Below are 12069 nucleotides of genomic sequence, written 5' to 3' on the forward strand. Positions count from 1 at the left end.
CCTCTCCTAGTGTTAAGTACAGGTAATTAAACGAGTGCCTTGTTACCATGATCTTCTAACCATTGACGACGATCAGGCGATCGTTTCTTAGCAAGCAGCATATCCATCATTTCCATGGTTTCTACTTCTTCATCAAGCGTAAGCTGCACTAAACGTCGTGTATTTGGATCCATCGTGGTTTCACGCAGTTGTAACGGGTTCATTTCACCCAGACCTTTGAATCGTTGTACGTTTACTTTTCCGCGTTTTTTCTCGGCTTCTATGCGCGCCAAAATAGCGGTTTTTTCTTGCTCATCAAGTGCGTAATAAACTTCTTTACCAATATCGATTCTAAATAATGGCGGCATTGCTACATACACATGCCCTGTTTTTACTAACTCTGGGAAATGGCGAACAAACAGTGCACATAATAGTGTTGCGATGTGTAGTCCATCCGAGTCAGCATCGGCCAATATACAAATTTTATTGTAGCGTAATGCCGACATATCGGTTGATTCTGGATCAATACCCAGCGCCACTGAAATATCGTGTACTTCTTGTGATGCTAGTATTTGGCCTGACTCAACTTCCCAGGTATTTAAAATTTTACCACGTAGCGGCATGATAGCCTGAAATTCACGGTCTCTTGCTTGTTTAGCAGAGCCACCAGCAGAATCACCTTCCACTAAAAATAATTCGGTACGGTCGTTATCGGCCGCGCTACAATCGGTAAGTTTACCCGGTAAGGCAGGACCTGCAGTAACACGCTTACGCACTACTTTTTTAGCTGCACGCAAGCGAGTTTGCGCATTTGAAATACATAACTCAGCTAATAACTCTGCGGTATCTGTATGTTCATTTAACCATAAACTAAACGAGTCTTTTACAACCCCCGATACAAACGCAGAACACGAGCGTGATGATAGTTTTTCTTTTGTTTGCCCTGCAAATTGAGGGTCTTGCATTTTAACCGACAACACGTAACTACAACGATCCCAAATGTCATCAGGAGTTAATTTCACACCACGAGGGAGTAAGTTTCTAAACTCACAAAATTCACGCATTGCTTCAAGTAAGCCTTGGCGTAAACCATTTACATGCGTACCACCTTGCGCGGTAGGAATAAGGTTTACGTAGCTTTCAGCTATTGATTCACCACCTTCTGGTAGCCATACAACAGCCCAGTCAGCGCCTTCAATTGAACTTTTAAATTCGCCAACAAACGGGTCTTGCGGTAATGTTTCAAAACCTTTAATTGCTTCAACTAAATAATCTTTTAAGCCTGTTTCGTAAAACCATTCTTGAGTTTCTTTTGTTTGCTTATTAACAAACTTAATTCGCAGCCCTGGACACAAAACGGCTTTGGCTTTTAATAAATGATTAAGTTTAGTAATTGAGTAGTTTGGTGAATCAAAGTAGCTAACATCAGCCCAAAAACGAACCGTAGTGCCGGTGTTACGCTTACCGACTGTACCAATTACGTTTAAGTCTTCTACTTTATCGCCGCTTTCAAATGCCATTCTAAATTGCTGAGCGTCGCGCCTTACTGTTACTTCTACACGCGTAGATAACGCATTTACAACAGAAATACCTACGCCGTGTAAACCACCCGAAAATTGATAGTTTTTATTAGAAAACTTACCACCGGCGTGTAATTTAGTGAAGATCAATTCAACCCCAGGGATACCTTCTTCTGGGTGAATATCAATAGGCATACCACGTCCGTCATCACTTACTTCAAGCGAATTGTCTTCGTGGAGTATTACGTCGATACGAGTAGCATGACCAGCCATAGCTTCATCGACACTGTTATCGATAACCTCTTGGCCTAAATGATTGGGACGTGTTGTATCTGTGTACATCCCTGGGCGTCGTTTTACCGGATCTAATCCATTAAGTACTTCAATGGCTTCGGCGTTATAATTTTGATCACTCATAGTTTTTGTCTTTATATCCGCTAAGGCTCTAATACGTTTTACTAGTTTTATTGTTATATGCGCTAAAGCGTTAATATAGTAACTAACCTCAGTTCAGGCTAACTAGTTTTACGTGATTTTAAGAAAATCTACAATACTTGCAAAAGTGCGTTCAAATTCAACGTAGCTATGATCGCCACCAAATTCTATCAATTGCTTGCATTGCGAATAATATTTTACTGCGTGTTGAAAGTTCAACACTTCATCGCCTGTTTGCTGTAATAAGTACAGTAACTCAGGGTATGCTAATTTATCTACAGCGAGTAATTTAAGTGCCTCAATATGACTGTTATTTAAATCGTAATGATAATCTTGATACGGATTATAATTAGGTCCAAGTAACGACTGTAATAAATTATAGGGTGCGACCGCGGGATTAATAACCACTGCAGGAATTTGATAACGCTGCGATAAATACGTGGCAAAAAAACCACCTAACGAGCTACCTAATAAAACGGTATTTGGCGTTAGTAATTGTTCAAGCTCAATTATAGCTTGTAGGGGCTCGTGGTTTAAGTTCGGTACACAATAATCAACGTCATAGTTTGCCATAAGCTCACCAAAGCGCACAGCTTTATATGATTTTTGTGAACTATTAAAGCCATGAATATAAATTACGCGTTTAGCCATACTACTTCCGTTTTTACTTCTACTTTATCTTTTTTACTCTTTATATTTAGCGTTCTGTAAGCTGGCCCCGCATTTTTTTGCTCCCACTGTGAAGTGTGCTTTACAAACTGTATTGAGCTGGCTGGGGTCGCATATATGGGCAGCCCTCTAAAACTTTGTTCGTAATCATTGTGCACATGCCCATGAAAAAGCGCAGATACATTATTACTATTAACTAAGATATTTAAAAGCTGCGGGCCATTTTCTAATAAGTGTTTATCAAGGTAGCCGTTTATTGGCAGCGGATTATGATGACAAAATATAACTTTACTATTATTCGAGTTGACTAAAGCGTCCGTTACTTCATCTAAATGCGTGCCAGTAACCCATCCTGCGGGCGTGGGCCCTTTAGAATTAATAAGAAGTAGCTCAATCCCATTAGCAATAATATGTTTAGCCGAATTTATTTGCCCACCACTTATGCGATTAAGCATTGCTAGTTCATCATGATTACCTGGCACCCAAAATACAGGACAAGTAATTTCACTGGCATTTATAAGTTCACTAAATAATAAGTACGATTCAAAACTATGATCTTGTGTTAAATCGCCACCAAAAATAATGCAGTCTATTGATTGTTTTGCTATGTGTGCCAAGGCTTGTTCAAAATGATCTGCGGTATTTACAGTAAAGTACTCACCGCTTTTGTCTGCAAATAAATGGCTGTCAGTAATATGAGCAATGCACAAAGATGATTTATCAAATGTATATGTATCATCAAACCAAGCCATTATTTACATCCCAATTTAACGTCGCTTGTCCGTGTTCTACACAGGCCACTAACCAGTCGTATAAAAAAGCATTAAGTTGATACTTTTCATCTTTTTGATGCATTTTAGGGTTAGGGTATCCATAAGAAGGTTTTATGCGTTGATGATAATCGTGATGAACAATTTCAGCCACTTTGGCATCGTGATACATGCGTACCGTTAAATACAGTGGCGTAATCCCTTTAACCATTCCTGTTAGCTGCTTAATTGAAATATCCATAGTATATTTTGCGCTGCCATCAATTTTTGTAGCAAACTCACTGTTGCCAAGTTTAACTTCACGAATGCTTCCTATATTGCGCTCGCTCGGTAACAACTTTAATAGTCGCACATAGTTATGCTCACAAAGTGTTAAATACTTTGGGAGGCTCTGAATATATCGCTTTGTTGCTAATTGTGCTGTCAAAGTACCACCATAATATTAGTAAGAGTTTATGCCCATTTACTTGCCATTTTTTCGCGATTTAGCGCAAGCCACTGCATACAAATAACCGTTGCCGCATTATCCATTTCACCGTTATTGAGGCGCATTAGCGCATCATCAACCGATAAAATATGAGTTTTTATATCCTCGCCTTCAGTTTCAAGACCATATACACCTGATTTCACTTGGCTTAAGTCAGTACGCGCTAAATATAAATGTAAGCGCTCAGTTGTACCACCAGGGCTTGATAGGTATGAAAGCATAAATTCAAGTTCAGTTAATTCAAGCCCAGCTTCTTCATACGCTTCTTTTTTTACAACTGATTCGTAATCAGTGCTGCCGTCAGTCATTCCGGCTATACACTCTAGCAGCCAAGGCGAATGCTTGCTTTTAATAGCGCCAATACGTATTTGCTCAATTAAAAGAACAGTATCTGAAATTGGATCGTAAGGGAGTACTGCAATTGCATCGCCACGTTCTAATATTTCTCGGCTAATTACTTTAGATTTTCCACCCGCAAAAAGAGCATGTTCGAACTGGTATAAATCAACCTGAAAAAAACCTTTATAAAGGTTTTTTATTGGCTTTAAATTCACATCTTTATGTGTAAATTGAACGAGCTTTTTATCAACCACGTACCTACCTCCTACTTATCTAAAGCTTTAAAATGCGTTAATATATTCTGTTACACTTGAACATACTGTTTTACTAATTATTTTTTTTGTTATGCAGTAAAACAGGTTAACATGCTTTTAGTACAAAAATTGTCTAAGGACCGAACCCCACATGAAAAAGAACATTCTTGCGGCGCTAGTTAGTTTATCATGCGCATTAGGTGCAACAGCAGTGAAAGCTGAAGATTTACTACAAGTTTTTGAAATAGCGACAGCTAACGATCCTACTGTTTTAAAAGCAAAAGCCCAAGCCGATGCGCAGTCTTACCAAAGCGATTTGGCGATGAGTGCACTATTACCTCAAATTGGTTTAACTATGGGTTATACAAAAAGCGATGCAACGTCGTACCAAAGCGTTGGCGACTTATCTAACCAAGTAAAAGTTGAAAGTGATACAGACCAATTCTCGCGCGGTGTGAGCTTAAGCCAAACATTATTTGATTTAGGTGCCTGGAATACGTTAGATATTGCCGACAAGCAAGCGCTTCAAGCAAGCGGCCTATACGATGCAGCTAAACAAAACTTAATTGTACGCGTTGCTGAGGGTTATTTTAACGTATTAAGTGCAAGCGATAACCTAGAATTTGTTGAAGCTGAAAAACGTGCAATTGAACGTCAACTTGAGCAAACAAAACAACGTTATGCAGTTGGCCTAACAGCTATTACAGACGTACACGAAGCGCAAGCTCAGTTTGATAACTCTGTAGCTCAAGAAATTATTGCAGGTAATGCTGTAGAAACAGCACGCGAGCAACTTCGTGAGATTACAGGTAAATACCACGAAAAATTAGATTTTTTAAATACAGATACTTTCTCAACAACTAAACCAACTAAGCGCTCAAGCGACTTTGTTAAAATAGCTGAAGATAAAAATATAAACCTGCAAGTGTCTAAAGTAACGGTTGATATTGCAAAAGATCAAATTGAATTAGCAAAAGCGGGTCATTATCCAAAACTAACCCTAAGTGCTAGTTACGGCGATTCTCTTACAGACAATCAAATAAATGGCGCTAACTTTGATGATCAGCCACGTTCAGACTCAAGCTCTGTAGGGCTTAACTTTAGCGTACCTTTATATTCAGGTGGTGCTACAGTTGCTGCAACAAATCAGGCCCGTGCATTTTACGTAGGTGCGAGCCAAGACTATGAAACAAATTATCGTGCAGTAACTCGCACAGTGATTACATCTTATAACCAAGTTGTTTCAGACATTGCTACTTACAAAGCGCTAGAGCAAGCTGTTGTTTCAGCTCAAAGTGCCCTTAAAGCAACTGAAGCTGGTTTTGAAGTAGGTACTCGTACCATTGTTGACGTACTAGTAAGTACGCAAAATTTGTACGATGCAAAGCGTAACCTTGCAGATGTACGTTACCGCTATGTGTTATCTACCCTTCGCTTAAAACAAGCTGCGGGAACACTAACAAGTGAAGATTTAGTGGCTATAAATCAAGGTTTAAAAGCCGCTTAAATCGCATAATTCATGTAGTTAAAAACATTGGAAGCCAGCTAAATGCTGGCTTTTTGTATTTTACAGCGCTTAGCGTTAAACTATCGTTTTTATTCTCAGAGATATTTTTGTGGTCACCTCATCTCCTTTTAAAGCATCTTTTTTGGGCCCTCGATACTGGTTAACGTGGATTGGCGTTCTATTTTTATATTTAATTTCTTGGTTACCGCAAAAACTACAATTGGCAATGGGTAAACAGCTTGGTCGCTTAGTTCATAAATTTATGAAACGCCGTCGCCATATTGCAGAAGTAAATATTAAGCTGTGTTTTCCTGATATGAGCGCAGCAGATCAAAAAGACCTTGTGCTCAAAAATATGGAAAACACCGGTATTGCAATGGTTGAGACTGGCATGGCATGGTGGTGGCCGCAGTGGCGAGCACAAAAAGCATTAGGGTCTTTTAAAGGGCTTGAGCACTTTGAACGCGTGCAAGCGTCTGGTAAAGGTGTTTTATTACTTGTCCCCCATATTCTGCATCTTGAAATGGCTAGCCGTATTATGGGCTTAGAGTGTCAAGGTGTTGGCTTTTATCGCCCTCATAACAACCCACTAATGGAATACTTTACGACTAATGGGCGCCTTCGCTCTAACGAATATTTAATCGGTCGAAAAGATGTAAAAGGTTTACTAAAAGCATTAAAAAATAAAAAGGTATGTTATTACTTACCCGATCAAGATTACGGTCGTAACCGCTGTGAATTTGTCCCATTTTACGCAGTACCTGACGCTGCAACTACAACGGGTACTCTTATGTTTGCAGGCAGTAAAAACTGCGAAACAATGAGTTTAATAACTCGCCGTGATGAAAATGGTAAATATCACTTAGAAATACTGCCAGAGCTTGAAAACTTCCCCAGTGGTGATAATAAGGCTGATGTAACACGTGTAAATCAACGCATGGAACAATCTGTTAATGCCGCACCCGAACAATATATGTGGCTACACCGTCGTTTTAAAACTCGACCTGATAAAAATACCCCTTCTTTTTATAAAAAGTAATGGTATAACAATAATAGGAACAAATAAGGTGGGTAATAATCATGTGGTTTTGGATTAGGCATTTATCATTTGCAGCTGTACTAATAGCACTCGCCGTATACTTTTTGTTGAGTGATGGTTCTTTATTTGATATTAAAAAATCTAAAAATGCAGCTGCCGAAGGATTATCACGTTTTTACTCCTCTATTCGTAACCAAGTAAAAAGTAATAAAGAACGAGATCAATTTGTTTTAAAACTTAAAACACCAGAACAGACCTTAGATAGAGTATTGGCTGAACGTGCGCGAACAGTTGATCCAATGCCGACCACTTGGACTGGAGAAGTTGAACCTAGACGCTTTGAAAATGGCACAACACTTAAAGACGTACTCTATCAATATGCTAAAAATGAAGGTATTGAGCTTTACTGGTATTTAAGTAAAGACTACGTAGTTAAAGATCATTTTAGAGTAGACAGCAACTTTACTTCAGCACTTTATCAAATTGGTCGTGCTATAAATGACGACTTTGAGCATGAGGTTTACACTTACTTTTGCCACAAACAAAGAGCAGCGGTTATTACAGAGTTACCATCAGAATTTGTGCGAACAAACTGTTTAAAGCTAAAGATTTAAGGGGTTACACGTACAAAAAACCCAAGCAAGCGCTTGGGTTTTACAATTCAATTCAATTCAATTCAATTCAATTCAAAAATACTATTCCAAATATTCGTTACGTTAGTAATATCTTGTAAAAAAGCTTCTCGCGAGATCAATTTGCCTTTTTGATCCAAGCTCAGCACGTGATAACACGAGCGATAATCAATATACGCTTTGATCAACTGCTGTTTTTGCTCTTTAGTAATACAGCCTATATTTGCTGCATCCGTTAATATTCTTACGTTATCTGAATAAACGGTAAGCTGCTCAAACTCATTCGCGTGTTTAAGTACTAAATATTGCGTAATAAACTCAATATCAGCCATACCACCAATATCTTGTTTTAAATCAAATTGTTCAGTATTTCCTTTCGCTAGATGGTCGCGCATTTTTTCGCGCATTTTTATTACATCGGCTTTTAACACGGTATCATCGCGCTGTTGGCAAAGTATATTTTTACGGATTTGTGAAAAACGATCTATAAGATCGTCTTGGCCCAAAATTAACCGAGCCCGCACAAGTGCTTGATGTTCCCACGTCCATGCTTGAGTTTGCTGATAGTGATTAAAGCTCTCTAAATTGATAGCAAGTAAACCTGATGCACCTTCAGGGCGTAATCGCGTATCAAGCTCATACAAAATACCCGATGCAGTACGAGTATTAAATAAATGCATTAAGCGCTGAGCGAGTTTTAAATAAAACTGGCGAGAATCTATCGGTTTTTCACCATTGGTTTGGCTTGAGCCATCATGATTATGCACAAACACCAAATCTAAATCTGAGTCGTACCCTACTTCTAAGCCGCCTGTTTTACCATATGCAATAACAGCAAAACCTTTGTTTTCATCATCAGTGCCAGGGGGGATACCAAAACGCTTAACGGTGTTATGCCATGCAATATTAACAGCTTGATCAACAATCGCTTCGGCCAGTACAGTTAAGTGATCGCTTACTTTCATCACATCAAGAACACCGGTTGCATCGGCAGCTGCAATTCGTAATTGATGCGTTTGCTTAAATTGCCTAAGCGACTCCATTTGCAGTTCTAAATCGTCATGCTCTATTCGTAAAAAATACTGTCTTATTTCATCTTTATAAGCGGTTAATGGTGTCGGTTTATAAAGAACAGCCGGGTCTATTAGCTCATCCAGCAATATAGGGTAGCGAGAAATATGCTCGCCTATCCATTTGCTATGACAACACAGTAAAACAAGTTGCTTTAACGCACCTTGGTTTTCGTACAACAATTCTAAATAAGCAGTACGTGAAATTATCTTATTAAAAATTTGGCAAACCATTGTAAAAGCAGCTGCGCTGGCATTAAAGTCATTTAACTGGCTCAATAAAACAGGCATTAATTTATCAAGGGTTTCACGCCCTCGGTTACCTATGTTGACCTTAGACAGCCTTAATTTAAAATCGTTAAGGGGTGTTTGCCATTCATCTCTAGCCTCTTTTAGAAAGCTCACATCACCATGATCCCAAGCACTAATAAATGCACCTTCACAGGTATCTAGTGGCGCGGTTTCTTCGCCAATAACGAGTGCAAACTCGCCGTTAACTTGATTCATTACCTTTTCAATAGTGATTAAAGTGGCAGAAAAATCAGCTTGTTCTAATAATAAGTTTAAGCGCTGCTGGTTCAATTCATCATCGGGGAGTGTTTGCGTTTGCTGATCGTCAAATATTTGTAAGTACTGTTCAACTTTTCGCAAATAAAGGTAATTGCGTTTAAGCTCGCTCGCTTCTTGCTCATCTATAACTTGGCTAAGTGCCAGCTCATTTAATGCTTTAAGTAATGATTGAGTTTGTAAATTAGCCTCTCGCCCACCTCGTACCATTTGTAGGGCTTGCACTATAAATTCAACTTCACGAATACCACCAGCTCCTAATTTTATATTATTAGTTAAGCGTTTACGGCGAACCTCTTGTGCAATCATTAACTTCATTTTACGCAAAGATTCAATCACCGAAAAATCAATATACCGGCGATAAACAAACGGCTTTAAAAGCTTAATAAATTCATCCCAATATTTATTGGGCGTGCCAATTAAGCGCCCTTTTAACATCGCGTAGCGTTCCCAGTCGCGACCTTGTTCTTGGTAGTAATCTTCAATGGCATTAAAGCTCATAACCAAAGGGCCACTTTCGCCAAACGGGCGTAGGCGCATATCAACCCTAAATACCTGCCCGTCACCGGTGGCTTGGTTAAGTGATGCAATGAGCTTTTGTGCAACTTTGGTATAAAATACTTGAGCCTCAAGGCTTCTGCGGCCACCTTGGGTTTTTGTACTGCGCGGATATGCAAAAATGAGATCAATATCAGAGGAGTAATTTAGCTCTTGTCCGCCAAGTTTTCCCATACCCAACACCATTAACGGCATTGCTTGGTTTTGCTCATCAAGCGGCTCACCATTTACTTTTGCCACCTGTGCATGCGCCCATTGGTTAGCACTATTTATTAGCATGTCAGCCAGTTGGCTTATGTAATTAATACTATCGGCAATGGGATTGTTACAGCATAAATCTAAAAAGGCGACTTTGAGCCAGTACTTTTCACGATATTGGCGAAGTACTTTATGGCACTGCACTTCATCAATATCAGCTAAATTAAGGTTTTTAAAAGGAGAATCTATTACTCTATTTTGTATTTCGTCTTTGCATAATAGCCAAGTATTTAAATCAGGTTGTGATTCTAAACTGCGCCAAGCAAAGTCGCTTAATGCTAATAACCTTACAACTTCACTTTGTTTACTTTGCTGCGGGTATAACTGTTCAAAGCGCATCAAGCCAAGTTTTTGTAATTGAATAGGAAGTTGCTTTACGTTACTCATCAATCCTCTCTTTTATATCATCAATAACCGTACTAGAATGATTAAAACCTAGAAAGGTTAACTTAATTAGGATCACCATGTCATATTTGTCTTTATCTAACACTAGTTTTATTGCGATTGCCATTAGTTTTGCGGTTATTTGCATAACTATTTTTTGTTTACGAGTTGTCACTCAAATCAAAGCAAAACAAGCGCTTAAAGATGAGCTAGCACAACACGACAACTTTGCCATGGGTATTAGTTTTGCATCTGAAATATCAGTTGTTATAGCCACTATGGCTTTCTTATTTGACGAAATAAGTATAAGTACCGCACAGTCAAACCCGTTAAAAGTGTTAATTATTATTATTCTTTTATTCACTTTTATAAAAGTGGGTCATTTAATTCACAGAAAATGGATACTCCACAGGTTTAACGAAGAAGCTGCCATACTAAAACAAAATGTATGTGCTGCATTGGTAGATTCAGGCATGTTAATCGCTAACTGTATTATCGCACTTGGCTTGTACACGTGGACGCACACCCAAGGATTTAGCAACTTACTTATTGCTTGTGTTAGCTTTTTTACGCTTCAGGGAATGTTTGCACTGGATAGTAAAATACGAGAACACCGTTTTGCAAAAGCAAATCAAGGTGCGTCGCTACAAAGTAACTTTAACCTAGAGAATACATCTATTGGTATAAGGTATGCTGGCAAATCAATAGGTTTAGCATTGGCTGTATATGCTGGTTTATCTAGCGCAGCATTTCAAAACGGTAAAATGGTAGAAAACATATTTACACTCGTTATGCATTGCGGTGTAATGTGGATACTGCTTTACAGCTTAACGTATGTGATAAAAGTTATCTCTTTACCAAATATTGATACGGCTCTTGAAATAGACCATCAAGATAATATTGGGGTAGCATGTATAGAGTTTGCTGTTTTTTGTGCTATAGGCTATTTACTTATTAGCATGTTTTCTCTTTAGACCTTTTTACTAAAATACAGCCATTAAAAGTCTGCATTTAAGTAATAATGGTAATTACTTAAATGCAACAAGGTCCTAGCTCTATGCCACTTGAAATAACGAATTACTTGTTAATTGACATAGACAACGAATTTAGCCGAGCATTTGCCGAATACTATGTAAATAGTAATGGTAAAACAAAAGCGAGTACGCTTATTGCAGCAGGCAGTAATACCCGCCAGTTAGTAAAAATGATGTTTGACGAACTTATTAAAGACTATAGTTATTGCGACCTTGAAAACGAAATAAGCGTTTCTGAATTAATTAACTATCTAAAAGAGCATCACGATTTACACGGAGTCCTTTTTAATAGTACCGATTACTTACTAGCAAGCGATAAACAACGCTTTATTTATAACTCGTTACATGAAGAGCGCTTTTTAATAAGCTTTGATGATACAGGCTATACACTAAGCCTAGTTACTGACGAGACGTTAACGGAACCTTCGCAAAATCACCACGATATAGCGCACACACCACAAGATTTAATAGACCTTGCAGAGCAACTTAATAAAAATAAATAATTGCGCACAGCTCCCAGCTTACTTACCATAGCAGTATATATTTTTACGCTAAGTAATAAGTGAC

At 38.5% G+C, this 12069-nt stretch carries 11 protein-coding genes; 5 read left to right on the plus strand and 6 right to left on the minus strand.

Features of this window, described 5'->3' with window-relative positions; genetic code table 11:
- Positions 1 to 26: 26 nt before the first annotated feature.
- From parE to I6E70_RS02645, 5 genes are all read right to left on the minus strand, one after another.
- Positions 27 to 1916: a DNA topoisomerase IV subunit B gene (gene parE / locus I6E70_RS02625; protein WP_010553287.1), complete on the minus strand. Its 1890-nt coding sequence runs from the start codon at positions 1914 to 1916 to the stop codon at positions 27 to 29.
- A 108-nt stretch (positions 1917 to 2024) separates the two neighbouring features.
- Complete coding sequence (locus tag I6E70_RS02630) at positions 2025 to 2585, minus strand: YqiA/YcfP family alpha/beta fold hydrolase (RefSeq protein WP_007585377.1); 561 nt, start codon at positions 2583 to 2585, stop codon at positions 2025 to 2027.
- A complete protein-coding gene (locus tag I6E70_RS02635; RefSeq protein WP_197187976.1) occupies positions 2570 to 3355 on the minus strand; it encodes a metallophosphoesterase in 786 nt (261 codons plus the stop codon). The genes I6E70_RS02630 and I6E70_RS02635 overlap by 16 nt, the downstream gene beginning before the upstream one ends.
- The gene (locus I6E70_RS02640; RefSeq protein WP_007585381.1) at positions 3342 to 3800 is read right to left on the minus strand and encodes a DUF1249 domain-containing protein; all 459 of its coding nucleotides are present in this window, start codon (positions 3798 to 3800) and stop codon (positions 3342 to 3344) included. Before I6E70_RS02640 ends, I6E70_RS02635 begins: the two co-directional genes overlap by 14 nt.
- A gap of 26 nt (positions 3801 to 3826) precedes the next feature.
- The gene (locus I6E70_RS02645; RefSeq protein WP_010553288.1) at positions 3827 to 4453 is read right to left on the minus strand and encodes an NUDIX domain-containing protein; all 627 of its coding nucleotides are present in this window, start codon (positions 4451 to 4453) and stop codon (positions 3827 to 3829) included.
- Positions 4454 to 4604: 151 nt separating this feature from the next.
- Between I6E70_RS02645 and tolC the strand changes: the two genes are divergently transcribed.
- The 3 genes from tolC to I6E70_RS02660 all read left to right on the plus strand — a co-directional run bounded on the left by tolC (position 4605) and on the right by I6E70_RS02660 (position 7613).
- Positions 4605 to 5960 (plus strand): outer membrane channel protein TolC, encoded by a 1356-nt coding sequence (gene tolC / locus I6E70_RS02650; RefSeq protein ID WP_010553289.1) that lies wholly within the window; start codon positions 4605 to 4607, stop codon positions 5958 to 5960.
- A gap of 109 nt (positions 5961 to 6069) precedes the next feature.
- Positions 6070 to 6999 carry an LpxL/LpxP family Kdo(2)-lipid IV(A) lauroyl/palmitoleoyl acyltransferase gene (gene lpxL, locus I6E70_RS02655; protein WP_024590685.1) on the plus strand — a complete coding sequence of 310 codons (930 nt, stop codon included), beginning with the start codon at positions 6070 to 6072 and terminating at the stop codon, positions 6997 to 6999.
- Between the two features lie 41 nt (positions 7000 to 7040).
- Entirely contained in the window at positions 7041 to 7613 is a 573-nt protein-coding gene (locus tag I6E70_RS02660) for a toxin co-regulated pilus biosynthesis Q family protein (protein WP_024592837.1), read from the plus strand.
- Between the two features lie 62 nt (positions 7614 to 7675).
- Here I6E70_RS02660 and glnE read toward each other — a convergent pair whose 3' ends face one another.
- Positions 7676 to 10471, minus strand: coding sequence for a bifunctional [glutamate--ammonia ligase]-adenylyl-L-tyrosine phosphorylase/[glutamate--ammonia-ligase] adenylyltransferase (gene glnE, locus I6E70_RS02665; RefSeq protein ID WP_197187977.1), 2796 nt, complete (start codon positions 10469 to 10471; stop codon positions 7676 to 7678).
- A gap of 77 nt (positions 10472 to 10548) precedes the next feature.
- Here glnE and I6E70_RS02670 point away from each other — a divergent pair, with 77 nt between their 5' ends.
- The gene (locus tag I6E70_RS02670; protein ID WP_007585393.1) at positions 10549 to 11442 is read left to right on the plus strand and encodes a DUF350 domain-containing protein; all 894 of its coding nucleotides are present in this window, start codon (positions 10549 to 10551) and stop codon (positions 11440 to 11442) included.
- Between the two features lie 62 nt (positions 11443 to 11504).
- Positions 11505 to 12005 carry a hypothetical protein gene (locus I6E70_RS02675; protein WP_197187978.1) on the plus strand — a complete coding sequence of 167 codons (501 nt, stop codon included), beginning with the start codon at positions 11505 to 11507 and terminating at the stop codon, positions 12003 to 12005.
- The last annotated feature ends 64 nt before the right edge of the window (positions 12006 to 12069 follow it).

The sequence above is a fragment of the Pseudoalteromonas sp. NGC95 genome, from assembly GCF_015864705.1.
Taxonomy (GTDB): Bacteria; Pseudomonadota; Gammaproteobacteria; order Enterobacterales; family Alteromonadaceae; genus Pseudoalteromonas; species Pseudoalteromonas arctica.

Excerpts from the sequence above, each read along its gene's own strand:
- I6E70_RS02660 (WP_024592837.1), top strand. The coding sequence starts at position 7,041 with ATGTGGTTTTGGATTAGGCATTTATCATTTGCAGCTGTACTAATAGCA.
- I6E70_RS02630 (WP_007585377.1), bottom strand. The coding sequence starts at position 2,585 with ATGGCTAAACGCGTAATTTATATTCATGGCTTTAATAGTTCACAAAAA.
- tolC (WP_010553289.1), top strand. The coding sequence starts at position 4,605 with ATGAAAAAGAACATTCTTGCGGCGCTAGTTAGTTTATCATGCGCATTA.
- glnE (WP_197187977.1), bottom strand. The coding sequence starts at position 10,471 with ATGAGTAACGTAAAGCAACTTCCTATTCAATTACAAAAACTTGGCTTG.
- parE (WP_010553287.1), bottom strand. The coding sequence starts at position 1,916 with ATGAGTGATCAAAATTATAACGCCGAAGCCATTGAAGTACTTAATGGA.
- I6E70_RS02675 (WP_197187978.1), top strand. The coding sequence starts at position 11,505 with ATGCAACAAGGTCCTAGCTCTATGCCACTTGAAATAACGAATTACTTG.
- I6E70_RS02670 (WP_007585393.1), top strand. The coding sequence starts at position 10,549 with ATGTCATATTTGTCTTTATCTAACACTAGTTTTATTGCGATTGCCATT.
- I6E70_RS02635 (WP_197187976.1), bottom strand. The coding sequence starts at position 3,355 with ATGGCTTGGTTTGATGATACATATACATTTGATAAATCATCTTTGTGC.